This is a genomic window from Saccharopolyspora elongata, from assembly GCF_004348985.1.
In the GTDB taxonomy this organism is placed as follows: domain Bacteria; phylum Actinomycetota; class Actinomycetes; order Mycobacteriales; family Pseudonocardiaceae; genus Saccharopolyspora; species Saccharopolyspora elongata.
Window position 1 is genome coordinate 1 of sequence record NZ_SMKW01000004.1, and the last position, 25,263, is coordinate 25,263.

The window sequence follows — 25,263 nt, forward strand, 5'->3', positions numbered from 1 at the left end:
GGACATCCGCGAGTGGATCAAAACATGGAACGACAACCCCCGGCCGTTCGTGTGGCGCAAGACCGCCGAGGAGATCATTGACTCACTCGCCCGATATTGCCAACGAATTTCCGGCGCAGCACACTAGCCTTCCCGCCTCAACGGCGTTACCAGGCACAGCGCATGCAGAAAGGAATCACCAGTGACCAGTGACCACCCCACTCCGGAGGAGGGCGAAGCTCCCGCTGGTCCCAGCGAGGAAACACCCGCCGGTCCCGACCAGGAGGCGTGGGCCCTCGTGATCGACCCGGCCTGGCAGCCAGAGTCCGATGAGGACGAGCCGCCGAACGAGGCCGTCCTCGGTTCCTGGCAAATCGGAGCCGACGGCACCGTCAGCGCGTTCCAGGCCAACCCGGACTATGTGCCCTCCCGCGAGGATTCCGCCACCGACCCGGTGGACGCGGTGCTGCAACTGGTGGCACGCGGCGACTACAGCGGCGAGGCGCTGCTGGAGGCCATGCGTGATGCGCTGCTGCTGATCGCGCTGGACGACGAGAGCAACGCCGTCGTCACACTCTCCCCGGACGAGGTGCCGTCAGTGCTGGTCGCCACTTCGCCGGTGCACGCCCGGCGGGTCGACGTGCCGACCTGGCACGAGATCACCGCGCAGGCGCTGGCCGACTCGCTGCCCGACGAGGGGGTCGACGTGCTGCTCAACCCGGGCGCGCCGATGTCCATGCGGGTGCTGGCGAGCTCGCTCAAGCACGCGATGGCCGACGCCGGAACCGCCGATCCGGACGCGGGCGGAACCCCGCCCGAGCCACCGGCGGAACAACGTTGAAGCCGACAGGAAGCAGCGAGGAAACTTCGATGTCCGAGGACGAAACGCCCGAAACCGCCCCCGCTGCCGAGGGCGAGCCCGTCGACCAGTGGGTCGTGCTCATCGACCCCGAGTGGGAGCCCGAGCAGGAGCAGCAACAGCCGCCGGAAACCGCGATCGTCGGTTCCTGGTACATCGACGGCGACGGCTCGCTGCGGGACTTCCGCCCGAACCGCGCCTACCAGCCGTCCAGCCCGGACTCGCCGACCGACCCGGTGGACGCCACGCTGCGGCTGGTGATGCGGGGCGAGCTGCCCGTTCCCGAACTGCTGGCATCACTGCCCGGGTCGCACCTGGTCATCGGCCTGGACGAGGAGCACGCCCCGATCGTCACCCGCGCACCGGACGGCAAGCCGTCGGTGCTGGTGCTGACCGCCTTCGCGCATGCGGAGCGGTTGACCGTCCCGGCGTGGGCGGAGATCACCGCCGAGGAGCTCGCCGATGCCCTGCCCGAAGAAGGCGTCGACGTGCTGCTCAACCCGGGCGCGCCCGCATCGACGCGCATCGGGGCGCAGGAGTTCCGTGATGCGGTGCGCGGTCAGGGCGGCGACCACCCGGACACGGCCGGTGCGTCTGGGGAAGGCGAACCCGGACCCGCGGCCGAACAGGCAGGAGCCGCCGGGCCGGCGGAATCCTCCCGCATTACGGACTTGGCGCCGGCGGACGTCACGTTACTGGGATGACCCGACGACGCGGCGAGCTCCCGAGGCGCCTGCGCGGTGGTGGGGGATTTCCCGGGCGCGGCGGCCGAGCGCGCCCCTCCGCGGCGGCGGTGGCCCACGCTGCAAGTGGCTTCCGCCGCGTACTGAACAGATCCAAGAGGTCCGAGCTGTCGGACGAGCATTGACCGAGGTGACGATGAGCGACGATCTCTCCCGCAGGGCCGCCGACTGGCTGGACCGCACGTATGGGGACCTGGTCACCCTGACCGATGACCGGCCCCTGGTCGACGGTGACCGGACGCAGCTGTTCGGCTGCGACTACGCGGGCGGCTCCGCCGAGCCGCTGTTGGCCGCCACCATCGCGGTGCCCAAGGACGGCGGCCAGCCGTTCCCGGTCTCCAACGCCGACCCGTTGGATGAGGAGCTCAACGCGGCGGCGGGATTCTCCGACCAGCAGCCGTGGCGCTGGCGGGTCAACGCGCGCAGCTGCCTGGTCGCGACGGACGCCGCGGTGGACCGCCGCCCGGCTTCCGCGCTGCCGTGGGAACCGCTGGACGAGGCGCCCGGCTGGTGGGACCGGATGCTGACCGCGCACTTCCCGACCGCGGAGGTGTCCACCTGCTCCACCTGGGCGGACGTGACGTCGATGCTCTTCGAGGGCGGGCCCGGCACGCGCAGTGCGGTGTGGCTGCGCAGGCAGCACTCCGGGGTGGAGATCACCGGCCACCTGCTCTACGCGTTCAACGACGACGGCAAGGCCATTTTCCTGGACGGGCAACGGGGTTCGCTGGCGCGACTGGACGACGACGAGATCGGGCAGCTCGTGGTTGCCCGCTTCCATCGGCCCGCCGTGGACGGCGTCGAGGTGCTCCGGGCGCCCTGGGAGAACGCCGCGCCGGACCTGCGAGCCGCGCTGGACAAGGCGAACAGCTGGCTCGACCACACCTACCAGGAACCGGTCGTCGTGGTGGACCCGGACGAAGCGGACGAGACCGAACGCGGCTGGCTGTTCGCCTGCACCACCCGGCGTTTCCAGGAGTCCGGCGACTGGCGGGACCAGATGCTGGATGCCGCCCTGGTGGTGCCGAAGGAAGCGGGCGAGGCCCCGTTCGGGCTGCCGAACAACGACCCGTGGAGCTACCTGATGGGGTGGGACGCGCGGCAGGACGGGCTTTCCGCGCCCCCGGGCCCCGCCGCCGCGGCGTGGTTCGAGCCCACGATGCGCGAGCTCGGCCCGCCGCTGAGCGCCACCATCCACCAGGGCTGGGGCGAGGTCCTGACCGAGATCGCGGGCGCCCCGACGGGCGCGAAGGCGCTGGTGTGGATCCGCCGCACGGACTTCCGCGGTCGGGAATCGGTGGGCAACCTGCTGGTGGCGGTCAACGAGGGCGGCGAGGTGCGGCTCATCGACTCGCTGGCCGAGAACGGGCAACCATCCTTCGACCAGGACCCCTTGGCCCTGCACGTCATCCGCTACGGCTCGTGACAGGTCGGCGCGGTTCGCGCCGCGCCGACCACCGCCCACAATGCAGTCGTGAGTGCGTACCCGGGCCGGAGCCCCGGTACGCACTCACGACCGGTTCGAACGTCACGCGGGCGCCGAAGCGGGGTGTCACCGGTGCCCGGCGGAGCCGGGGGCGGACAGGGCCGGTCGGCGTGACCTTCGCACTGCGGTATCAATGGGCACAGGTGCCCTCACCCGCCTGTTCACGAGGCGCCCGGGGAAGTTCCCAATTTTAGGCAAAATTGGAATCCCCTGGCCGCCGAGGCCACCCGGCTCAGCAAGTGGACACGCTCCTGTGCGGCAGAATGCACGTGTGGACTCCGTGCACACCGCTACCGGTTTCCGGGTTACCGACCTCGTCGCTCACTTCGCCGGGCGGTGGGGGCTGGACCGGAAGATCGTCGATTCCACCGGTGCGGGTATGGCTACGCTCACCGGCGTCGCGAGCTTCACCCCTGACGACGACGGGCTCGTCTACCGGGAACGTGGAACGCTGGTGATGGGGGAGTACCAGGGACCGGCGACCAGGGTCCTGCATTTCCGGGTGCGTGGCCCCGGGCTGGCCGACGTGCATTTCGACCACGGCGGTTTCTTCCACGATCTCGACCTGCGCGACGGCCGGTGGCCGGTACGCCATCCCTGCCGCGATGATCTTTACCGTGGCGAGGTCGTCATCCACGGCCCGGATGACTGGCGTCAGGTGTGGACGGTCACCGGCCCGGCCAAGAGCTATACGTCCACCACTGCGTTCCGCCGCATGTCGGTCGAAGACGAAACCTGACCGCGGTCGCTGGTCGCAGGCCCCGGTGGTGCCATCAGTTGGGCGAGGTGATCCACGGTGCCAACCGCCACACGATGGCTGCGGCCAGGGCGATGACGGCCATGGGGATGATCAGCACCGGACCGGTGGGGGCCGACAGAGTGCCCAGGCGATCGGCCAGGATCGTCGGGACGAGCAGCATCGTGTTGTTCACCGCATGGACGAGGACGGCGACTTCGAGGCCACCGATGCGCTGCACCACCACCGAGAGGGCCACCCCGCAGATGATGTAGTAGGCGAGGGTCCAGCCGTTCGCGGCGCCGTGGATCGCACCGAACAGCAAAGCGGTGACGGCAGTGGCGACGGTGAACGCGGCGGCCGGGCGGCGGAAGCGCGCACCGATCGCGCGGGAGAGCAGGCCGCGGAAGAGGTACTCCTCACCTGCGGACTGCAGGGGCACGGTGATCACGGCGACGGCGGAGAGCGCGATCGTCGTCGCGGTCAGCTGGATCGGTCCGGTCGGCATGACGAACTGCAGAACGACCATGTACGCGGCCCACAACGGGACGATGACGACAGCGGCACGCCCGAGAACCCGCCACCGGAAGCCACCTGCCAACGACGACAGCCATCGAGGCTTGTGCCGGTAGATCGACCACTGCAGCAACCCCGCCGTCGGGATCAGCGCGGCGAGCAGGAGGTTTCCGGTGATCCAGAACCCGACGGTGAACGACGGCGCAGCCGGATCGAACGGTGTCACGCCGAGGAGGCGGTCGAGCGCGGTTCCGACCGGCACGGCCGCGACGAAGAGCACGGCGAGCAGCGCGCCAAGGCCGGCCACCATCGCCAGGATCGTGCGCCACACCTGCTGCCGGTCCCGATACGCCTGGACGTACGACAACGCCTGCGGGATCTTGCCGCCTTCGTCGATGTTGCCGTCGCGGGCCGGCGGTGCGTGGTTCATGTCGTCTCCTCGGTCCGTGCTCACGTCATCGCGCGTGATGCCTGGACCGAGGAAAAACTACGACGTAGCGTCGGAGTCAAGATTGATTGAGCCTAATCCTGGTCGGCCCGCAGCCGCGGGTCGCAAAGCTGCACGTCGACGGGATATCGCATGCGCCGCAGGCGCATAGCCCACCTACGACACCTGCACCGCCGCGGGTTCTCAGGGGCTTCCTGGCGAGGACGGCCCCTCCGCCGTGTATTGGACATACATCAGGAGGGGCATCCACAGACCAGGGAGCCTCTGAGGTTCCGCCACCCGCACCGCCACGCAAAACGAGGTTGGAATAACCTCTTTGGAACGGAGGGCCTTCCATGAGGTCGCAGGAACTCGCGGATCTTGCCGGTGTGACCGTGCGGACACTGCGGCATTACCACCAGATCGGTCTGCTCCCCGAGCCGCCCAGGTCCTCGAACGGCTACCGGCGATACACCGCGGTCCACCTGGTACGGCTTCTGCGCATCCGGCATCTCGCCGAGCTCGGGGTGAGCCTCGTCGATGTGCCGGCCATGCTGGACGATGAGTCGACGGACACGAGCGCGACGATTCTCGAGCGAGTCGAAGCCGGCATCGACTCGCAGATCGAGCGGTTGAAGGCGCAACGCGATCTCGTGCGCGCCCTGCGCGTGGAAGGGCGCAGCCCCGACATCCCGGCCGACGTCCACGGCGACCTCACCCGGCTGCACGACGTCGCCCGCCTCCCGCCCGATGCGACGAGACTGGACCTCGACGTCGCCACACTGATGGGGCACCTGCCCGGCTCCGACGTCCGTGCGCGTCGCGAGGAGCTTGTGGCCGTGGGCGAGCACGCGCAGAGCACGGAGTTCCTGGATGCGCTCAGATGCCTGGCCGAAATGCCTCCGGACGCCACCGACGAGCGCAGGCAGCGCGTCGCGGACGAGTTGCGGACCCACGTGCAGGCCATCCGGTCCGGCACGAGCTCTTCGCTGCCTGTGAGAGCTGCCCCGCTCATCGGCCAACTGCTGGAGCAGTACTTGAACGCTGCCCAGCTCGACACCTTCGTCCGCATCGCGCAGTAGCCGCCGTCGTCGGGCCGCTCATATCGCCCCGGCCGGCGGTAGCGAGAGGGTCGATGCCACCCTTGCCGAGATCGGCGAAGACCTCGACGGGTTCGAGCCAAGCGTCCACAATGGATCAGGAGTTCGCGGAGGAGCCCTGTTTTTCCGCAATTTCCATTGAAATCGAAGATTCAATTTCAATGGAAATTGCGGGATGGGGAGGCCGAAGCGGGCGTCACCGGTGTCCGGCGGAGCCGGGGGCGGACAGGGCCGGGATGTCCGGGTGATCGAGCAGCGTCTCGACCACGGCGTCCACGGCCGCGCGCGGCCCCGCCTCCCGGCGCCGCACGATCGCGACGTTGCGGTGCACCGGCGTGCTGAGCTCGCGGGTGACGACCGGGGTGCCGGGCGGAACTGCCAGCGCGGGCAGCAGCGCCACCGACCGGCCGGATTCGACGTGCTGGAGCAGCAGCAGGCAATTGCTGAACCGGCAGGCCACTCGGGGTTCGAAGCCGGACTCGTGGCACAGCCGTTGGGTCAGCTCCGCCATGTACGAGCCCGGCCGGTCGCACGCCCAGGTCTCCTCCGCGCATGCGGCGAGGTCGATCACCCGGCGCCGCGCGAGCGGATGGTCCGGCGGCAGGACCAGCACCACCGGGTCGGTCCCCAGCGGGACGACTTCGAGATCCCGGTCCCACGGGAACTTGACGTAGTCCGTCGTCGTGACGATCACGTCCACCTCGCCGCTGCGCAGCGCGGCCCCGCTCTCGTGCGGTTCGGACTCGATCAGCTCCACGTGCAGGTGCGGGTGCGAGTCCGCCAGCCGGGCCGCCGCCGGCACGGCGAGCGTGTAGATCGCGCTCTGGAACACCCCGAGCCGGACGGTGCCGATCGGCTCGTCGTTGAGGGCGCGCAGCTCGGCCTCCGCCTCGGCAATCTGGGCCAGGATCTCGCGGCCCCGGCGGGCGAGGGCGATCCCGGTGCGGGTGAGCCGCACCCGGCGCCCGGACCGCTCGATGAGCCGACTGTGCGTTTCGGTTTCGAGCACGGCGAGTTGTTGGGACACCGTCGACGGGCTCATGTGCAGCGTCTCGGCCACCGCGCGGACGGTGCCGAGGCTGTCGAGCAGCCCGAGCAGGCGCAGGCGCCACGGGTTGAGCATGCCACCATTGTGCAGTTCCATCGAACAGCATCGTCGAAATCGTGTGATGGACGCGCACCTACGTCCCTTCGTAGCGTCGGGGCCATGCTGGACGACATCGCGAACACCGCACCCGAACGCCACCTGGTCCGCTACTCGGGTCGCGGCGCCTTCAGCCCCGGGATCATCGCCCGCGCCGAGGGGAGCTCGGTGTTCACCGAGGACGGGCGCGAGCTGCTCGACTTCACATCGGGGCAGATGAGCGCGATCCTCGGCCACGCCCACCCGGAGATCGTCGCGACCGTTCGCGAGCAGGTCGCCCGGCTCGACCACCTCTACAGCGGGATGCTGAGCCGCCCGGTGCTCGACCTGGCCGAGCGGCTCGCGGGGACGTTGCCGGAGCCGCTGGACAAGGCGATGTTCCTGACCACCGGGGCCGAGGCGAACGAGGCCGCGCTGCGGATGGCGAAGCTCGTCACCGGCGGGCACGAGGTCGTTTCGTTCGCCCGGTCCTGGCACGGCATGACCCAGGCCGCGGCGAACGCCACCTACAGCGCCGGGCGGGTCGGGTACGGGCCGGCCGCCACGGGGAACTTCGCCCTGCCGGTCCCCGACCGGTTCCGGCCGGGAATCGTCGACGCCGACGGGAACCTGGACTGGCGTCGGCAGCTCGACCTCGGCTTCGAGCTGATCGACGCCCAGTCGGTCGGCAGCCTCGCGGCCTGCCTGGTCGAGCCCGTGCTGAGCTCGGGCGGTGTCATCGACCTCCCGCCGGGCTACCTGGCGGCGCTGCGGGACAAGTGCCGCGAGCGGGGCATGCTGCTGATCCTGGACGAGGCCCAGACCGGGCTGTGCCGCACCGGTGACTGGTACGCGTTCGAGCGCGACGGCGTCGTCCCGGACATCATCACCCTGTCCAAGACACTCGGCGCCGGGCTGCCCCTCGCGGCCGTGCTGACCAGCGCCGAGATCGAGCAGCAAGCCCACGACCGCGGGTTCTTGTTCTTCACCACGCACGTCAACGACCCGCTTCCGGCGGCCGTCGGCAACACCGTCCTGGACGTGCTCAGCCGCGACCGCCTCGACGTGCGCGCCCGCGAGCTCGGCGTACGGCTGCGCGGCGGACTGGAGGAGCTCGCCGCGCGGCATCCGGTGATCGGCGACGTGCGCGGGCGCGGCCTGCTGGTCGGACTGGAGCTGGTCGACGGGCCGGGCGGCGAGGACGCCGACAAGCTCGGCGCCGCCGTCACCCGGCGCTGCGCCGAGCTCGGGCTGCACATGAACATCGTGCAGCTGCCCGGCATGGGCGGGACGTTCCGCATCGCGCCGCCGCTGACCGCCACCGACGCCGAGATCGATCGCGGCCTGGCGATCCTCGACACCGCGCTCGCCGAGACGACCGGCCGCTGACGGGCCACCGGATTCGATCGTGACGGCGTGAACCGCCCCGCTGCGGGTCGAACTTGCCACAACGGCAAGAGCGTTTCCGGGTCGTGTTGATCGGTGACTATTGTGGACCGATCAACGCTCTGAAGCAGGTTCGGAACATGACGCAGACGGATCACGCCGCGGATCCCCGCCCCCACCAGGAAAGGCAGAGGATCCTGGACGACCTCGTGGTCGCTCAGGTGCTCACCGGCCGCCCGGGACGGACCGGCTTCCCGCCGGTCGCAGTTTCGGGCGCGGGGCAGGAGCCGGCCGAGGATGATCGGTCACGCTCAGGCTCTCGTGAGCTCGTGCGGCGGGCGGTCATCGGCCACCGGTTCGGCCCGCCCGGCCCCGCGGGCGGCCTGCGGTGAATCCGTCGCTGATCCTGCTGATCGCGGTGTGCGAGTCGGTGGGCGTGGGACTCGTCGGCGCCGTGGTGCTGCGCTTGCTCCGCCGGTCCCCGGTCGGGAACTCGCTGATCGCGGTCATCGTGATCACCGTCTGCGGGACCAACGCGAGCACCATCACAGTCGTCCTCGTGACGCAGTCCGCCGAAGTGCCGGTGGTGGTGACGCTGCTGGTCAACTTCGTCGCCGGCGCGGTTTCGCTCGGGATCGGCCTGCTGCTCGGCAGGTCCGTGATGAAGGGCAGCAGGCAGCTGGCCGACGCCACCCGCACCTTCGGCGTGGCCGAGCGGTTCCGGCTGCCGGAGGACCCGCCGAGCGCGGAGCTCGCCGAGCTGGCGCGGGAATTGCGGATCACCAGCGACAAGCTGGCGGAGTCCAGGCGGCGGGAACGGACGGTCGAGCAGTCCCGGCGGCAGCTGGTCGCCTGGATCTCGCACGACCTGCGCAGCCCGCTGGCGAGGCTGCGGGCCGTGGCGGAGTCCATCGAGGACGGTGTGGTCGACGACCTGGACGACTACCTCGGGAGGATTCGCTCGGACACCGAGCACCTCACCGCGATGGTGGACGACCTCTTCCAGCTCTCCCAGATCCAGACCGGGACGCTGCGCCTGAACCCGCGGGAGGTGGCCCTCGACGATCTCGTCAGCGACGAGGCGGCCGGGCTCGACGTGCTGGCCGCCGGCCGCGGAATCCGGTTGCACGCCAGGACGATCGAGCCGGTCACCGTCCGGGTGGACGACCGGTCCATGACCCGGGTGTTCAACAACCTGCTGTCGAACGCGATCCGATACAGCCCGGAGCGGACGACGGTGGTGGTCGACGTCCGCGCGGTGAACGGCTGGGCGGTGGTGTCGGTGTCGGACGAGTGCGGCGGGATCCCCCCGCAGGACCTGGGTTCGGTCTTCGACATGGGATGGCGTGGCCGCAAGGCGAAGACCGGGACGGCCGGGGGTGGCGGTTTCGGGCTGACCATCGTGCACGGGCTGGTGCAAGCCCACGGCGGGCACGTGTCGGTGCGCAACGTGCCCGGCGGCTGCTGCTTTGACGTCCGGTTGCCCCTGATCCGCTGAGCCGCCGGTCAGGCGCAGCCGCGGAGCGTCGCGGTCGCGAGTTCGGCGCGCGACCGGTAACCCGTGCGCTGGAAGAACCTGGTCAGTCGCCCCTCCACGCTCTTCTCGCTGGTCCCCAGCACGGTGGCGACCTGCGAATTGGTCAGGCCCTCGGTGATCAGGGTGGCCAGCAGCCGCTCGTTCTCCGCGACCGTCGCGTTGCGACCGGGGACGGCCACGTTGCGCGTCCGCATCAGCAACCGCAGCCGCGCGCGGGGGATCAGGGCGCCGAGCTCGCCGAAAGCCTCGTACGCCGCGAGCAGGAGCTTCCGGTCGGCGAACCCGCGTTCCGCCACGGCGGTGACGGTGGTCGCGAACTCGAAGGGCCGGTCCTGCTCCGCCGCGAGTTGCAGCACTTCTGCCGCGGCGTCGGAGGCGCCTTCGACGAATACCCGTGCGAGCAGCCGGTTCTGGTGGGCCTCTGCGGTGCCGAGCTCGTCCGCGATCTGCTCGATCCGTTCCGCGCACAGCTTCGCCGCGTCCTTGTTCCCGCGCCGCGATTCCAGCTCGGCGATGTGCAGCCACAACTCCTCGGTACCGGCGATGGCACCGGTTTCGGCGGCCGCGGTGAGCGCTTGCTCGACGACGGCGCGTGACTGCTGGTGTTCGCCGATCGTCAGGTCCAGCAACGCTTCCGGGAGGGCCAACCGGTGCGGCAGCAGCAGGTGCCGGGAGCGGGCGTCCTCGATGGCGGCCCGGGCCCGGTTCAGCTGGCCGCGCGCGGTGAGGATGGTCGCCATGTCCCGGAACATCGCGGCCTGCCCGGGCGGATCGCCGTGGAGGGACGCGGTGGCGATGGCCGACCGGGCGAGGTCCAGCGAGCGGTCCCACTGCCCGGACCTGGCGGCACGGACCGCCCCGCCATCCGCCGGAGCGTCGGGGGAGCCCAAGCCGAGCGCCTGGAGCAGAGTCCGGGCCGCTTCGACGGTGGGTGGGGCGGCCGTGGGTGTCGTCCCACCCGCGACCGCCACCGCGGCTTCGGTGAGGGCCTGCCCGAAAGCGGCCGGGCCGGTGCCGCCCGCGTGCCACGTGCCGTGCCCGGCGAGGAGTTCGTCGCGCGCGTCGGACCAGCGGTCGAGCAGGCAGAGCGCGGCGGCGCGGGTCACGAGCCGGGTCGCGTCGCCGCCCGAGTGCCATCCGGCTGCGGCGATGTCGCGCAGCGCGGCCGTGTTCCCGTTGCTCGCGAGCCCGGCGGTGGCGATGATCTGCAGCTCCTGCAAGGAATCCGCCGCGAGCCAGTCCTGGTGGTCGCGCAGCGCCGCCTCGGCCGCCTCGGCGGCGGGGGCCAACCTCTGGTGTTGGGCGCAGAGGACCGAATGCCGGTGCAGCGCCGCGGCGCGCCGGACGGGATCGGCGATCAGCCCGCACGCCGCCCACCGCCACCGGACGGCGCGAGCGTCCTCCGATGCGGCCTCGCCGTGGGCCAGCAGCTCCGCCGCTGCCCGCTCGACGTCCACGAGCCTGCCCGCATCCACGATCCGGTCCGGCAGGTAGCCGTCATCGGGGCAGGTCGCGGCACGTTCCCAGATCGCGGTCACGGCCAGCTGCGCGCTCCTGCTCCGCTCGTAGGGGCCGAGGCACGCGGTCAGCAACGCGGCGAGCATCGGCACGCGGAACCGCCACCCGTTCCGGAACGTGACCACTCCCGAAGCGCGCAGCTCGCGAAGGACGTCAAGGACCTCGTTTTCGCCGATCCCGGCCGTCGCGGCGATCAGCGCCGGGGCCGCCTCGCCCAGCGGGTGCAGCACCGACAGGGCCTTGGCCACGGGCCAGGTCGCCGGATCGCGCAGGGCCGCGAACAGCGGGTGGGTGATCGGCAGCCGGGGAGCACCGGTGCCGATCAGGTGCGCCCGGCGGTCGACGACCCGCAGCCGGTCGGCCGCCAGGTAGCCCTCGATGGCGGCGTGCACCAGCGTGGGCACGCCCCGGCATGCGTCGCGGAGTTCGGCGGCCAGCCCAGGCGCGGGCTTGGCCCCGAGGAGCGAGGTGAGGATGTGGTCCACTGCGGACACCGATAGCGGCCGGAGCCGTTCCTCGTGCACCAGGCCGCGGGCGCGCAGCGACGCCAGGTCGCCGCCGCCGTCGTTGGGCGTGGTGGCGGTGCAGACGAACGTGATCCGGTCGCCGGCCAGCGCGTCGAGCGCGGCGGAGAGGCTTTCGGGGGCGAGCCGGTGTGCGTCGTCGATGAGGACGACGAGCCGGCCTCCTCGGATCGGGGCGGACGACAGCCGCCGCACCGCGGCCGCGCCGGACTCGCCGCGGACCGGCGGCGCGCCCAGCTCGTCGGCGATCCTGCCCACCAGAGCGGGGAAATCCCTATCCCCGGCGGAAACCTTGATGTCCGCAGTGGAGACATCCAGCCCGGCCAGCCGCGCCCGCAGCTGACCCAGCACCCAGCTGCGGCCGATCCCGGCCGGGCCGATGATCACGACCAGCGGCCGCCCCGGACGGCTCGTGCAGACGTCGAGCACGCGGGCGATCAGTTCCTCGCGGCCGGACGAACGGGCATCCAGCTCGGCTTCTCGGGCACCGTTGGCGGCGTGGGGTGTACGCCTGTCCGCGATCTCGGGAAGAGTCGGGATCGTCCGGTTGGGAGTGGGGATCGTCCGTCGGGAGTTCAGCACGAATCCCAGTATTGCCAGCCGGCCCCGGCGCATCGAGTTCCAAGTTGTGAGGAGATTCTTAAGCTTTTCTTGCCAGGTCATCCGCTGGTTCGGAATCCTTGCGCATTTCTGAATTCTGTCGTTCAGGAGTCTTTCCGCGCCCGGGTTTCCGGGTCACCCGGCATTAGCGTCCGCCCGACGCGGTAAATGCATCGAGTCTGGCGCGACGGCGCCGGGAACGGGACGGACGGCAATGGGGCGGGAACAGATGGCGATCGAGGGCAGGGATGACGCGCTGGCGGCGCTGCGGTCCGCGTTGCGGACCAGCGCGCCCGGCGGTCGCCTGCTGATCGTCCGCGGCGATGTCGGCATCGGGAAGACGCGACTGCTGGACGCGGCGGGCCGCCGCTGGCGTGCCAGGGGCACGCGGGTGGCGCAGGTGCGCGGCCGATCCCGCGCGACGGCAGCGGAAGCCGGCACCGACCGGTACGGGGTCGGCGCGGTCGTCGACGCGCTCCGGCAGGACTTCGACCGGTTCGGCGACTGCGGGCTGGTCGACGCGATCAGCGCGCTGACCCGGTTCCGCCAGGCGGAGGAGCCGGCCGCGCGGTTCCCCGCCGTGGCGGCCGAGTTGAACTGGGTGTTCGGCCGGATCAGCAGCCGTGGTCCCGTCGCGGTGCTCGTCGACGACGCGCCGGCCATCGCCGACCCCGTCCCGCTGCTGCAGGCGGCCCGCCGCCCCGGTTGCCTGGTCGTAGCGTCGATCCGGCCGGACGAGGCGGTGGCCGCCGAGCTGCTCGACCTGGCGGACGAGGTGATCGACCTGGATCCACTCGCCGACGAGCACATCGCGGCCCTCGCGGGCGATGATCTGGACGAAAGCGTTCACGTGGCTCTGCGCGCGGCGCTCGGGCCGCTGTACGGCAACCCCGGCACGGTGCTGGCGACGGTCGAGGCGCTGCGGGACAGGGGACGGCTCGTCGCCGATGGCGACCACCTCCGCCTCGACGACCAGGCATCCATCTGCCTGCCCTACGACCACGACCTGCTGCTGCGCGCCCGGCGGCTCGGCGGCCTCGGCCCGCGGCTGCTCGCCACGACGGCCTGGCTCGGCGCGTTCGGCATCGATGACCTGCCCGCGGTCGCGGACGCGCTGGGCGAGGACGTCGCCGAGTGCGGCCGGACAGTGGACCGGCTCGTCGAGAACGGCTTGCTGGTGGGGGATGTTCGGGGGCGGCTGTGCTGCCTGTGCCCGGCGCTCGCGGTCTCCGCGGTGGCCGAGGAGCGCGCCGCGGTCCGGTGCTTGGCGGGCCCGGCCGCCGAGTTCCCGAAACCGGCGCTGCTCCGCGAAACCGGTGGTTCGCCGCTGGCGGCGGCCCCGGCGCAGCCCCCGTCCGCCGCGCAATCCTGGTCGGCCACCGAGTCCCGCATCGTCGAGCTGATCGGCATGGGGCTCACCAACCGGCGGATCGGCTCGGCGCTCGGGTTGAGCGAGAAGACCGTGGAGAGCCAGCTCACCCGGCTGTTCGCCAAGACCGGCTGCCGCTCCCGCGTGGCGCTCGTGGCGGCCGCGAACTCGGCCGGAAGCCTGCGAGGCGCCGCGCTGCGCGGGCGGTCCGCGGCTTAAGAAGGTCCGAAGTGGACAGTAGGCGCGAAGATGTGTTGATGAACTGGTCGGGTCCTGGCGTGGGCGGGCGAATTCCTTGTCTCGAAATGAGTTTCACCCACAATGCATTGCGGATTCGTCATGTACCCCAAGCGGTGCCGCAGGGGATGCGGTGTCGCCTTTGGACAATTGGATCGGCGCGGTCGCCGGCAGATCCGCGGGGGGAATCCGGTGAGGGGATTCCCGCGAGCCCGCCCCGAGGACGCGATCGGCCCTCCCGGCGCCGGACACTCGAATCATGTGGCTCGCGCGTTGTGCCGCCGAGAGCGCCGGGGCGGAGCGGAAGGTCGGGCGTCGCGTCGAACAGCACGCTCGCAATGCAAGTCGGAGGAAGAGCGCGATGATGACCAAGGTCGAATCGGCAACGCACACGGTGAACTCGGCAGCGCGGGAGCCCGGCGAGCAGGTTCGGGTCGCGGTGTGGGCGCAGGACCCCATCACCTTGACCGGGCTGACCGGAATGCTCCTGGGCACCGCGGACGTGTTCGTCGCGGCGGACCCGTTTCCCGCCGACGTCGACGTGCTCGTGTTCGCCGTGGACCGGGTGACCCCGGAAGTCCTCGCCAGCATGAGCAAGGCGGCCTCGGAATCGGCGGCGCCCGCGGTGCTGGTGGCCAGGCAGTTGGAGCGCACCGTGCTGCTGCGGGTGGTCGAGTGCCGCGTGGTCGCGGTGCTGCACCGCGGCGTCGCCACGGGCGAGCGGCTGGCCGAGGCGATCCGCGTCGTGGCCGAGGGAGGTGGTGTGCTGCCGGCCAACCTGCTGGGCGAGTTGCTGCGGCAGGTGGAGAACCTCAACCACGAGGTCCTGGAGCCGCGCGGCCTGAACTCCGCAGGCTTCACCTCCCGGGAGATCGGCGTGTTGCGGCTGCTGGCGGAAGGCTGGGATTCCGAGGAGATCGGCAAGAAGCTCTGCTACTCGGAGCGCACGGTGAAGAACGTCATCCACGCCATGACGAGTCGGCTCAAGCTGCGCAACCGGCCTCAGCTGGTGGCCCACTGTGTGCGGACGGGCGTGATCTGAGCGATCCGGAGATGCCGCGATGCGCACGGACGTCGTCCGTGCGGGAGAACGACTTTCGCGGTCGCTCGTACGAGCGCGCCCGTGCTCGACTGCGGTTTCCGGTTGCGGGAGCGCAGGCATCCCGCGGCACGGCGCACTTCGACCGGCTGCACGTGGCTCGGTGGTTCGGACTAGGGTGGCATGAAAACGGCAAGAAGCAGGTTTCGACGATGACGCAGGCTGATCTTGGCGCGGATCACCGATTCCGGGGGCGAGAGCCGCGGATCCTGGTCGTGGAGGACGATCCGACGGTTGCCCAGGTGGTCACCGGCTACCTGCGCCGGTCCGGCTACACCCCGGTGCACGCCTCGGACGGCGCGATGGGGCTGGAGCTGGCGCGGCAGATGTCGCCGGACCTCGTCGTGCTCGACGTGATGCTGCCGGGGCTCGACGGCATCCAGGTCTTGCGCGAGCTGCGCGCGTCCAACCAGGTGCCGGTCATCATGCTGACCTCGCTGGGGGAAGAGGAGCACCGGCTGCGCGGCCTGGAATCCGGCGCCGACGACTACCTCACCAAGCCGTTCAGCCCGCGCGAGCTGGTGCTGCGGGTCCAGTCCGTGCTGCGCCGGACGATCGCCATGCCGCCGGCCCGGGTCGACGGCGTGCTGCGCGTCGGCGACCTCTTGGTGGACCGGGCGGCGCGGGTGGTCAGCAAGGCCGGACGCGAGCTGAACATGCCGATCAAGGAATTCGAGCTGCTGGTCTTCATGATCCGCAACGCGGGTCGGGTGGTGCGGCGGGACGAGCTGATGCGCGAGGTCTGGGCGCACAACTTCGGCGATGCCTCCACGGTCACGGTGCACGTCCGGCGGCTGCGGGAGAAGGTCGAGGACGACCCGTCCCGCCCCGCGCTGCTGAAGACCGTCTGGGGCGTCGGCTACCGGCTCGACCTCCCCGAGACCGGCGCCGGATCAGCATGACGTCGCTGCTGGTCGCGTTGATCGCGGTGTGCGAATCGGTCGGCGTGGGTCTCGTCGGCATGGTGGTCCTGCGGCTGCTCCGCAAGTACCCGGTGGGATATTCGCTGGTGGCAGTGATCATCATCACCGTGTACGCGATCAACACGAGCGCCCTCACCGTGGTGCTCGTCGCGCGGTCGGCGCAGCTGCCCGCCGACCTGCTCCTCGCGGTCGTCCTCATCGCCGGGGCGGTGGCCATCGGCGTCGGACTGGTGCTCGGCCGGTCGGTGATGAACGGCAGCCGGCAGCTGACCGACGCCACGCGCTCGCTCGGTCAGCGGCATCGGTTCCAGCAGCCGGCGGACCTGCCGAGCGCCGAGTTCGCCGAGCTCGCGCAGGAGCTCCGGATCACCAGTGACAAACTCGCCGAGTCGCGGCGCCGAGAACAGGCGATGGACGCGTCCCGGCGGCGGCTGGTCGCCTGGATCTCGCACGACCTGCGTAGCCCACTGGCGCGGCTGCGCGCCGTGACGGAGTCCATTGAGGACGGCGTGGTGGACGACCTGCCGGACTACTGCAGGAAGATCCGCGGCGACACCGAGGTCTTGTCGGAGATGGTGGACGACCTGTTCGAGCTCTCCCGAATCCAGTCCGGGACGCTGCGCCTGGCCCCGCGGATGGTGGCGCTGGACGACCTCATCAGCGACGAGGTGGCGGCGCTCGAAGTGGTGGCCGGTGACCGGGGGATCAGCCTGCGGGCGAGGACGATCGAGCCGATCGTGGTCAACGTGGACGACCGCGCCTTCACGCGGGTGTTCAACAACCTGCTGGGGAACGCGATCCGGTACGCCCCGGAGGGTTCGACGGTGACCGTGGACATCCGCGCGGTCGCGGGCTGGGCGGCCGTCGCGGTGAGCGACGAGTGCGGGGGAATCCCGGAAAGCGACCTGGCCTCCGTGTTCGACATGGGGTGGCGCGGGGAGGACCGGAGGACGCGCGGCAGCAGCGGCGGGGGCCTCGGCCTGGCCATCGTGCAGGGTCTCGTGCAGGCGCACAACGGGAACGTGTCGGTGCGCAACGTTCCGGGTGGCTGTTGCTTCGAGGTGCGTCTCCCGCTGCCCGCGGCCTGAGGCCGTCAGTAGCCGAAGTTCTGCGTCCACCACGGGCCGGTGGCGTCGATATGCAGCCCCACGCCGATGAACCGGAAGTCCGCGTTCAGGATGTTCGCGCGGTGCGGGATGCTCTGCATCCAGGCGTGCACCACCGCGGCGGGCGTTCCCTGGCCGGCCGCGATGTTCTCCCCGCCGGGGTCCTCGAAACCCGCGGCAAGCATCCGTTCGAACGGCGACGGGCCGCGCGTCGCCTGGTGCGCGAAGAAGCCGCGCCGCGCCATGTCGGCGCTGTGCCCGCGAGCGGCGCGGCGCAACCGCTCGTCGACGTGCAACGGGCCGAGCCGCCGCTTCTCCCGCTCCACGTTCACCAGCCGGACGACCTTGTCCTCGGTCTGGGTTCGCACCAGATCTCGGCTGGAACCTAAAGCCATTCTCCCGATCCTCCCGAACTTCACCGACCGGCACCAGCTTCGCCCATGCGAGGGCTGGGACGAGCCGGCCGGGCCGCGAAGTCGGCGAACGGGCAGGAATCCGCGACTTTCGGGCAACGTTCCGGCTGCACCGTTGCCCCTCGCCGGCTTTAGGGGTCGTTTCAGAGCGCGAGCTGCGGGTCACCGGCCGTGGCGGAGATCAGCCCGAGCTGGAGGGTCAGTGCCGACAGGCCCGCAGCCGGCCCGTCGTGCAGCTCGCGTTCCAGCTCGTAGCGGTACCTGACGGTGCTGCGCCCGGGCGCGCGCAACCAGCCGGGCAGCAGCCTGCCCAGCCCGGTGAACCTGCGCGCGATCTCAGTCGTCATAACAGCATCATCCCGGTGAAGCCTGGGAGAAAGATCGCAAACCGGGCAGGACAGGGATATCCCTCATCTCCCGTGCACAGCGCCGATTCGAGTCCACGAGTCGTGCTGGACTGTCCACATCGGATTCATAGCTGAAGCCGCGCTGGTAGGGGCTCTGCCGGGGCCGGTTGCCGAGATGTTCAGTATTGACTGCCTCTGTTTGGTGTGACTAAATGCCAGTACCCGAGGGAAGGGGGCAGGAATCGTGGCCGACAGCGCTCCTCCGGCCGAACCCGCCGCCGATGGCCCGACCCGGCTGGTGGGGGCGGCGATCAAGCGGATCCGCACCGAGCGCGGCCTGACGCTGCGGGACCTGGCGGAACGCTGCGGGCTGTCGCCTGGTTTCCTCTCGCTGGCCGAGCGCGGCATCAACTCGATCTCGCTGACCTCGCTCTTCGCGCTGGCCAGCGCGCTGGAGGTGGACGCGGTCGAGCTGCTGGGCGCGGCCGGTCGCCGCGGCCGGCGCGAGTACTCGATCGCCCGGCACGACGACCCGCACGCCACGCGGGTGGTGATGGGCGAGCGGGAGCACCGCGTGCTGACCGCGGACCTGCCCGACCAGCGCCTCGAAGCGATGGTCACCGCGGTGCACCCGACCGCCGAGCCGTCACCGGTCACCCAGCACGACGGCGAGGAGTTCTGCTACGTGCTGCGCGGCGAGCTGGCGTTCCTGCTGCCGGACGAGACAGCGGTGCTCGGCGCCGGTGACTCGATCCACTTCAAGTCCCGGATTCCGCACGCCATCCACAACCGCGGCACCGCGATCGCGGAGGTGCTCTGGACGGTCGACCGCCCGCTGCTGCGGCGACCCGACGGCACGACTCGCTGACCGCGCCTCTCCCGCCGGTGCACGCCATCCATCGAAAGGCGGCCATGAGCGAGCAGACGGAGATCCCCACGAGCGACCGAGGTTTCTTCGGCCACCCCCGCGGCCTGGCCACGTTGTTCTTCCTGGAGATGTGGGAGCGGTTCTCCTACTACGGGATGTCCGCGATCCTGCTGTACTACCTGTACGACCAGACCTCCGATGGCGGGCTCGGGCTGGACAAGCCGACGTCGTCGGCGTTGGTGTCGATCTACGGTGCCCTGGTGTTCATGTCCGGCATCGTCGGCGGCTGGATGGCCGACCGGTTGCTGGGCATGCGCCGCGCGGTCCTGCTGGGCGGCCTGCTGATCATGTGCGGTCACCTGGCGCTGGCGGTGCCCGGCGGGTTGCCCGCGCTGCTGGTGTCGATGCTGCTGATCGTGGTCGGCACCGGACTCTTGAAGCCGAACGCGTCCAGCATGGTGGGGGAGCTGTACACGCCGGCGGACAACCGCCGCGACGCCGGGTTTTCCCTCTTCTACATGGGCATCAACCTGGGCGCTTTCATCGCGCCGTACCTCGTGGGCACGCTCGGGCAGCAGGTCGACTACCACTTCGGCTTCGGTCTCGCGGCCGTCGGGATGGCCGCGGGCCTGGTGGTGTACGTCCGGGGGCGGGCAAGGCTTGGCCAGGCCGGGGACGCGCCGACGAATCCGCTCCTCTCCGGTGAGCGGCGCCAGGTGGCGTTGCGCGCGGCCGTGGGCGTCGCGGTGTTGGCGGTGGTGGTCGCGGTTCTCGGCGCCACCGGGTTCTTGACCGTCCAGGTGCTGATCAACGCTGTCTCGGTGCTCGCGGTGCTGCTGCCGGTGGCGTACTCGATCATGATGCTGCGCAGCCCGAAGGCCGATGCCGTGGAGCGGTCCCGGTTGATCGCCTACATCCCACTGTTCATCGGCGCGGTGTGCTATTGGGTGGTCAACGAGCAGTCCGGCTCGGTGCTCGCGCAGTTCGCCGATACGCGAACCGACCTGGAGATCTTCGGATTCGCGGTGCCGTCCTCGTGGTTCCAGTCGCTGAACCCGATCGCCACGCTCGTGCTGGCCCCGACCTTCGCCTGGCTGTGGATCAGGCTGGGGGACCGGCAGCCCACCACGCCGCGCAAGTTCGCCACCGGACTGCTGCTCGGCGGGGCGTCGTTCGTGCTGATGGCCGGGCCCGGTCTGCTGCACGGCGTGGATGCGCTCGCCAGCCCGTGGTGGCTCGTCGCGAGTTACTTCGTGGTGATCTGCGGGTCGATGTGCCTGTCGCCGGTGGGGCTTTCGGCCACCACCAAGCTCGCCCCGCGGGCGTTCCTGGCCCAGATGATGAGCCTGTGGTTCTTGGCCTCCGCCGCGGCCGCGGGCATCAACGCGCAGCTGGTGCAGTTCTACCGCGCGGAGACCGAGGTCGGCTACTTCGCCGGGGTCGGAGCGGCGGTGATGGCCGCCGGGGTCGTCATGCACCTGATCGCGCCGTGGGTGCAGCGACGCATGGGCGGTGTGCGATGAGAAGAAGTCGGTCGAACCGGGAGGAGCGGGAAATGCGGGTGGTGGTCGTCGGTAGCGGCATCGCGGGTGCGGCAGCCGGATACGAGCTGGCCCGGGCCGGGGTGGACGTGGTCCTGGTGGACTCGCCGGCCCCAGGCCGCGCGACGTCGGCCGGTGCGGGCATCGTCTGCCCGTGGTCGTCCAAAGTGGATGATCCGGACTGGTACCGGATCTCGGTCGCCGGGGCGGAGCACTACCCGGAGCTGCTGTCGGCGTTGGCCGCCGACGGAGAGACCGAGCTCGGCTACCGGCGGGTCGGCTCGCTGCGGCTGGTCTCCGAAGACGAATCGGTCGAGGCGTTTCAGCGGGTGGCGGAGCGTGCCGCGGAGTCCCCGATGGCCGGCGAAGTGGAGTTGATCAGCGGTCGCCGGGCCCGCGAGCTGTTCCCGCCGCTCGAACACGAAGGCAAGGCGATCCACATCCCCGGCGCAGCGCGCCTGGATGGCCGCTTGGTCCGCGACGCGATGCGCCGCGCCGCCGCCCGGCGCGGCGCTCGGATCATCAATGGCACGGCCACGATCGTCGCCGACAGCGCGGTCCGCGGCGTGCAGGTCGACGACGTGTTCATCGGCGCGGACGCCGTGATCGCGGCGGCCGGTGCTTGGTCGCCGCAGCTGCTCGAACCGATCGGCGTCCAGGTGCGGGTCACGCCGCAGCGCGGCCAGATCATGCACCTGCGGCTGCCAGGCGTGGAGACCACGAACTGGCCGGTCGTGCTGCCGCGGTCGCGGCACTACATCCTGGCCTTCGACGACTCGCGGGTCGTGGTCGGCGCGACCCGCGAGGACGAGGCCGGCTTCGACCACCGGGTGACCGCGGCGGGGATGGCGGAGGTGCTCGGCGAGGCGCTGTCGGTGGCCCCCGGGCTGGCCGGCGCCACGCACGTGGAGACCCGCATCGGGTTCCGCCCGATGGGACCCGACATCCGGCCGCTGCTCGGCGCGGTCCCGCAGGTCGCCGGGCTGGTCGTGGTCAACGGCCTGGGGGCGTCGGGGCTGACGATCGGCCCGTACGCGGGTTCGGTCGCGGCGCGGCTGGCCCGCCAGGTCGACCCGGGGATCGACCTGGCACCTTACGACCCGCTGCGCTGAGGTTCCGGCCCGCGCCGGGTCGGCACTAGGCCGCCGACCCGGCGCCGGGTGCCTGACGCCGATGGCGATTTCGCGCGAAATCGGCGCCTTGCTCGCGCCGCGCTCGGCTGCGGTCAGCTCTCCGCGTCGCGATCGGAATACAGGTCGCGTCCCCGGGTTTCCCGGACGATCACCGCGCAGACGAGCCCGATCAGCGCCGCCACCGCCCACAGCGAGGCGATCGGCCAGGAGGCGCCGCCGGCGGCGTTGCCGAGGGCACCGGTGACGAGCTCCGGCGGAGCTTGCGCGCGGACATCCCGTATCCGGGCTCACGCGCCCAGCGTTTTCGTCAGTGCAGCCAAGCCGTCGGCGTAGATGCCGTGGAACAGGGCGATCGCTTCCTCGTCGCTCGTTCCCACCGGCGTGAAGGTGCCGGACCACTCCACTCGGCTCTGCGAGTCCGACACCTCGTGCACGGTGATGGTGGAGCGGTAGCCGGTGACGGGGAACGGGGCCTGGACGATCGAGTAGGTGTAGGTGCGCGCGTCGTTGTCGAACGCTTCGAGGCGTTCGACGATGGTGCCGCCCTCCTCGTTGGTAAGGCTGCGGACGCGTCCGCCCTCGCCGAGCTCGCTCGCGGGGATGTAGGGCAGCCAGTCGGGCAAGGAGTCGAAGCCTCCGATGAGCTGCCAGATCCGGTCGGCGGGCACGCGGATGTCGATGGTTGCGGTCGTAGTTGCCATGGTCTTCTCCTGAAGAGGCGGAATAGCGGGTCAGGCGTTGGGGACGGGGGCGTCCGGCGCGATCAGCCCTTCGGCGCGCAGGGCCGCCCAGAAGGCCGTCGGAACGGTCTCGTCGAGTGCGGCGACGTCCTCGGCGATGCGGCTCGGCCGTGTGGCGCCGGGAATGGCCGCGGCGACGGCGCGGTGGGCGAGGGAGAACTGCAGCGCCGCTGCTTTGATGTCCACGCCGTGCTGCGCCGCGAGCGCCTTGATGCGGTCCACCTTGGCGATGATCGAGGCGGGGGCCTTCTGGTACTCGAAGTGCTGTCCGCCGGCGAGAATGCCGGAGCTGTACGGCCCTCCGACGACGATGTCGACGCTCTGCGCCTCGGCGGCCGGCAGCAGCCGCTGCAGGGCGCGCTCGTGGTCGAGCAGCGTGTAGCGCCCGGCGAGGAGGAACGCGTCCGGCTTCGGCTCGTCGAGGTCGAGCGTCAGCTCCAGGGGCTCGACGCGGTTGACGCCGAGGCCCCAGGCCTTGATGACGCCTTCGTCGCGCAGCTGCTGCAGGACCCGGAATGCGCCGGTGCGGGCGGACTCGTATGCGGCCAGCCATTCGTCGCCGTAGAAGTCCTGGGCGACGTCGTGCACCCACACGATGTCGAGGCGGTCCGTCCTCAGCCGCTTCAGACTGTCCTCAATGGAGCGCATCGTGGCGTCGGCCGAATAGTCGGGGACGATCTTGTTGGGCCGTCCGTGTTCGAAGATTCCGCCCTTCTCACCCAGATCCCGGGCCGCGGGGTCCTCGATCTCGTTGAGGATGACGCGGCCGACCTTCGTGCTCAGCACGAATTCGTCGCGGGGGCGGTCGGCCAAACCGTCGCCCAGCCGGATCTCGGCCAGGCCCGCGCCGTAGAAGGGGGCGGTGTCGAAGTAGCGGATTCCCTTGTCCCAGGCGGCTTCCACGGTGGCCGCGGCCTCTTCTTCGGGGATGGCCCGGAACATGTTGCCCAGCGGTGCGGTGCCGAAGCCCAGTCGGCCGGGCAGGAAGGAACTGATGGACATGGTGCGGATTCCTTGCTGTGCGAGGTGCGACGGGAAGTTGCTTCCTGCGTCGGTTCGTCGATTGACAAGTTCGAGGTTAGGGACGAAACTTGAGACTGTCCAAGACTTACTTGGACAGAGTTAAGTCTCCTGAGGTCTTATCCATGTTGGATTTGCGGCAACTCCGCTACTTCGTCGCCGTCGCCGAGACCGAACACGTCGGTCAGGCCGCCGAGCGGCTCCACATCTCCCAGTCGCCGCTCAGCCGGCAGATCGCGCAGCTCGAGAAGAACCTGGGGCTTACCCTGTTCGAGCGCAGCCAGCAGCGGATCCGGCTCACCCGGGACGGCGAGGTCTTCCTGGCCGAATCCCGTGCGCTGCTACGGCATGCCGACCGCCTGGAGAGCCTGGGCCGTCGGCTGGGCCGCGGCGAAGAAGGCGGCCTGTGCATCGGCTACGTCGCCGACGCCATCCACACCGGCATCCTGCCCGGCGCACTACGTGCACTGCACGACACAAACCCCGACGTCCACATCGCCCTGTACAACCTGGCGCCCAATGCGCAGTTCGAAGGACTGCGGCAGCGCAGCCTCGACATCGCGCTCGTCCACGAACCTCCGTCCGCGGATGATCCCGACCTGTTGGCCGCGCCGCTGTTCCAGGACCCGTTGCTGCTCGCCCTGCCCGCGAGACATCCGCTCGCAGACAAGGAAGAGATCGCTCCCGGCGACCTGGACGGTCAGTCGTGGATCGCGATCGAGAACGCCCAGGATCCCGCCTGGCGGGACACGTTCATCGCGTCCTGCGCCGCGGCCGGCTTCACGCCGGACATCCGCCTCGACGCCGCCGAGCCGCTGACCGCGCTCGGCCTGGTCGCCTCCGGGCTCGGGCTCGCATTCGTGCAGAAGAGCATGGCCGGCGCCACCACCGAGGAGGTCGAGGTGCGCGAACTCCCTTGGCACGACGGCTGCGTCCGGCTGTGGGCCGCATGGCACCGAGTCGACCTGCGGCCCGTGGTGACCTCGTTCCGCGCCACCGTCCTTCGCACGAGCAGCGCCGAATAGCTCGCAACTGCGCGGAAAGGTCGCACGGGCGGAGAAGATCCGCCCGTGCGACCTGTGCGCGGGTCCTCAGTTGAGGGTGTCGGGGTCCGGCCCGGTGCGCAGACCGCGGTCGAGCGCGGCGATCGCGGTCATCTCGTCCTCGGCCAGCGCGAAGTCGAAGACGTCGATGTTCTCGCGGATGCGGGACGGGGTGACGGACTTCGGGATCACGATGTTGCCCAGCTGCAGGTGCCAGCGGATGACGACCTGGGCGGGCGACTTGCCGTGCCGAGCGGCGATTTCGGTCACCGTGCTTTCGCGGAGCAGCGCACCCTGGGCCAGGGGACTCCAAGCCTCGGTTGCGATTCCGCGCTCGGCGTGCAGGGCGCGCAGCTCGCGCTGCTGGAGCCCGGGGTGCAGCTCGATCTGGTTCACCGCCGGGACGAGCGCGCTGTTGTCGAGCAGGCGACGCAGGTGCGCGGGCTGGAAGTTCGACACACCGGCGGCGCGAACCCGCCCGTCCGCCACCAGCTTCTCGATGGCCTTCCAGGTCTCCAGGTACAGGTCGCGAGCCGGCGTGGGCCAGTGGATGAGGTACATGTCCACGTGGTCCAGCCCGAGCGCGTCCAGGCTGCGGTCGAACGCCTCGAGTGTCGTGTCGTAACCCTGATCGGCGTTCCACAGCTTCGTGGTGACGAACAGTTCGTCGCGGGCGATTCCGGACTCGGCGATGGCGCGGCCGACGCCGGCCTCGTTCCCGTAGATCGTGGCGGTGTCGATGGAGCGGTAACCGGCCTGCAGGGCGGCCGCGACCGCGGCCGTGGTCTCCGCGTCCGGCACCTGGAAGACGCCGAAGCCGAGCTGCGGGATCTCGACGCCGTTGTTGAGGGTGGTGGTGGGAACCATGATGTGCAGAACTCCTCGTGGGT

Annotated in this window: 24 protein-coding genes and 1 pseudogene; 17 read left to right on the plus strand and 8 right to left on the minus strand. The window is 70.6% G+C overall.

The genetic code is table 11. From position 1 onward, the window contains the following. From E1288_RS48565 to E1288_RS04395, 5 genes and pseudogenes are all read left to right on the plus strand, one after another. Positions 1-127: pseudogene (locus tag E1288_RS48565) on the plus strand (IS630 family transposase); the annotation flags it as partial. Between the two features lie 54 nt (positions 128-181). Further along, a complete protein-coding gene (locus tag E1288_RS04380) occupies positions 182-820 on the plus strand; it encodes a type VII secretion system-associated protein (RefSeq protein WP_132481131.1) in 639 nt (212 codons plus the stop codon). Between the two features lie 29 nt (positions 821-849). Further along, complete coding sequence (locus tag E1288_RS04385; protein ID WP_132481134.1) at positions 850-1,542, plus strand: type VII secretion system-associated protein; 693 nt, start codon at positions 850-852, stop codon at positions 1,540-1,542. 175 nt (positions 1,543-1,717) lie between these two features. Beyond that, complete coding sequence (locus E1288_RS04390) at positions 1,718-3,007, plus strand: YrhB domain-containing protein (protein ID WP_132481137.1); 1,290 nt, start codon at positions 1,718-1,720, stop codon at positions 3,005-3,007. Between the two features lie 331 nt (positions 3,008-3,338). After that, entirely contained in the window at positions 3,339-3,806 is a 468-nt protein-coding gene (locus E1288_RS04395; RefSeq protein WP_132481140.1) for a DUF6314 family protein, read from the plus strand. A gap of 34 nt (positions 3,807-3,840) precedes the next feature. Here E1288_RS04395 and E1288_RS04400 read toward each other — a convergent pair whose 3' ends face one another. Beyond that, entirely contained in the window at positions 3,841-4,749 is a 909-nt protein-coding gene (locus E1288_RS04400) for a CPBP family intramembrane glutamic endopeptidase (RefSeq protein WP_132481143.1), read from the minus strand. Positions 4,750-5,102: 353 nt separating this feature from the next. Between E1288_RS04400 and E1288_RS04405 the strand changes: the two genes are divergently transcribed. Further along, a complete protein-coding gene (locus tag E1288_RS04405) occupies positions 5,103-5,828 on the plus strand; it encodes a MerR family transcriptional regulator (protein WP_132481146.1) in 726 nt (241 codons plus the stop codon). A 214-nt stretch (positions 5,829-6,042) separates the two neighbouring features. Here the strand turns inward: E1288_RS04405 and E1288_RS04410 are convergent, their stop codons facing one another. Beyond that, on the minus strand, positions 6,043-6,969 hold the full coding sequence (locus E1288_RS04410; RefSeq protein ID WP_132481685.1) for a LysR substrate-binding domain-containing protein: 927 nt from the start codon (positions 6,967-6,969) through the stop codon (positions 6,043-6,045). 84 nt (positions 6,970-7,053) lie between these two features. Between E1288_RS04410 and E1288_RS04415 the strand changes: the two genes are divergently transcribed. From E1288_RS04415 to E1288_RS04425, 3 genes are all read left to right on the plus strand, one after another. After that, complete coding sequence (locus tag E1288_RS04415) at positions 7,054-8,358, plus strand: aspartate aminotransferase family protein (RefSeq protein ID WP_132481149.1); 1,305 nt, start codon at positions 7,054-7,056, stop codon at positions 8,356-8,358. A gap of 137 nt (positions 8,359-8,495) precedes the next feature. Beyond that, the gene (locus tag E1288_RS04420; RefSeq protein ID WP_132481152.1) at positions 8,496-8,747 is read left to right on the plus strand and encodes a hypothetical protein; all 252 of its coding nucleotides are present in this window, start codon (positions 8,496-8,498) and stop codon (positions 8,745-8,747) included. Continuing rightward, positions 8,744-9,853, plus strand: a complete 1,110-nt coding sequence (locus E1288_RS04425; protein ID WP_132481155.1) for a sensor histidine kinase — start codon at positions 8,744-8,746, stop codon at positions 9,851-9,853. The genes E1288_RS04420 and E1288_RS04425 overlap by 4 nt, the downstream gene beginning before the upstream one ends. An 8-nt stretch (positions 9,854-9,861) precedes the next feature. Here E1288_RS04425 and E1288_RS04430 read toward each other — a convergent pair whose 3' ends face one another. Then, positions 9,862-12,516, minus strand: a complete 2,655-nt coding sequence (locus tag E1288_RS04430; protein ID WP_165967981.1) for an AAA family ATPase — start codon at positions 12,514-12,516, stop codon at positions 9,862-9,864. A gap of 232 nt (positions 12,517-12,748) precedes the next feature. On the opposite strand from E1288_RS04430, the gene E1288_RS04435 reads away from it, so the two are divergent. From E1288_RS04435 to E1288_RS04450, 4 genes are all read left to right on the plus strand, one after another. Next, entirely contained in the window at positions 12,749-14,122 is a 1,374-nt protein-coding gene (locus tag E1288_RS04435) for a helix-turn-helix transcriptional regulator (RefSeq protein WP_132481161.1), read from the plus strand. Positions 14,123-14,501: 379 nt separating this feature from the next. Further along, entirely contained in the window at positions 14,502-15,182 is a 681-nt protein-coding gene (locus E1288_RS04440) for a helix-turn-helix transcriptional regulator (RefSeq protein ID WP_235883333.1), read from the plus strand. 209 nt (positions 15,183-15,391) lie between these two features. Further along, positions 15,392-16,141, plus strand: a complete 750-nt coding sequence (locus E1288_RS04445) for a response regulator transcription factor (protein WP_132481164.1) — start codon at positions 15,392-15,394, stop codon at positions 16,139-16,141. Further along, entirely contained in the window at positions 16,138-17,250 is a 1,113-nt protein-coding gene (locus E1288_RS04450) for a sensor histidine kinase (protein WP_207954171.1), read from the plus strand. Before E1288_RS04445 ends, E1288_RS04450 begins: the two co-directional genes overlap by 4 nt. A 5-nt stretch (positions 17,251-17,255) precedes the next feature. Here the strand turns inward: E1288_RS04450 and E1288_RS04455 are convergent, their stop codons facing one another. Next, the gene (locus tag E1288_RS04455) at positions 17,256-17,663 is read right to left on the minus strand and encodes a CAP domain-containing protein (RefSeq protein ID WP_132481170.1); all 408 of its coding nucleotides are present in this window, start codon (positions 17,661-17,663) and stop codon (positions 17,256-17,258) included. A gap of 161 nt (positions 17,664-17,824) precedes the next feature. Continuing rightward, entirely contained in the window at positions 17,825-18,028 is a 204-nt protein-coding gene (locus tag E1288_RS04460) for a histidine kinase (RefSeq protein WP_132481173.1), read from the minus strand. 244 nt (positions 18,029-18,272) lie between these two features. On the opposite strand from E1288_RS04460, the gene E1288_RS04465 reads away from it, so the two are divergent. From E1288_RS04465 to E1288_RS04475, 3 genes are read left to right on the plus strand one after another with little or no spacing between them, the layout of a single operon-like run. Beyond that, the gene (locus E1288_RS04465; RefSeq protein ID WP_132481176.1) at positions 18,273-18,896 is read left to right on the plus strand and encodes a helix-turn-helix domain-containing protein; all 624 of its coding nucleotides are present in this window, start codon (positions 18,273-18,275) and stop codon (positions 18,894-18,896) included. Positions 18,897-18,940: 44 nt separating this feature from the next. Further along, positions 18,941-20,419, plus strand: coding sequence for a peptide MFS transporter (locus tag E1288_RS04470; RefSeq protein WP_132481179.1), 1,479 nt, complete (start codon positions 18,941-18,943; stop codon positions 20,417-20,419). A gap of 32 nt (positions 20,420-20,451) precedes the next feature. Continuing rightward, positions 20,452-21,549: an NAD(P)/FAD-dependent oxidoreductase gene (locus tag E1288_RS04475; protein ID WP_132481182.1), complete on the plus strand. Its 1,098-nt coding sequence runs from the start codon at positions 20,452-20,454 to the stop codon at positions 21,547-21,549. A 308-nt stretch (positions 21,550-21,857) separates the two neighbouring features. Here the strand turns inward: E1288_RS04475 and E1288_RS04485 are convergent, their stop codons facing one another. Next, positions 21,858-22,271, minus strand: coding sequence for an SRPBCC family protein (locus tag E1288_RS04485; protein ID WP_132481185.1), 414 nt, complete (start codon positions 22,269-22,271; stop codon positions 21,858-21,860). A gap of 30 nt (positions 22,272-22,301) precedes the next feature. Next, the gene (locus E1288_RS04490; protein WP_132481188.1) at positions 22,302-23,312 is read right to left on the minus strand and encodes an aldo/keto reductase; all 1,011 of its coding nucleotides are present in this window, start codon (positions 23,310-23,312) and stop codon (positions 22,302-22,304) included. A gap of 143 nt (positions 23,313-23,455) precedes the next feature. Here E1288_RS04490 and E1288_RS04495 point away from each other — a divergent pair, with 143 nt between their 5' ends. Further along, positions 23,456-24,355: a LysR substrate-binding domain-containing protein gene (locus tag E1288_RS04495; protein WP_132481191.1), complete on the plus strand. Its 900-nt coding sequence runs from the start codon at positions 23,456-23,458 to the stop codon at positions 24,353-24,355. A gap of 66 nt (positions 24,356-24,421) precedes the next feature. Here the strand turns inward: E1288_RS04495 and E1288_RS04500 are convergent, their stop codons facing one another. Then, positions 24,422-25,240, minus strand: a complete 819-nt coding sequence (locus tag E1288_RS04500; RefSeq protein ID WP_132481194.1) for an aldo/keto reductase — start codon at positions 25,238-25,240, stop codon at positions 24,422-24,424. Positions 25,241-25,263: the final 23 nt, after the last annotated feature.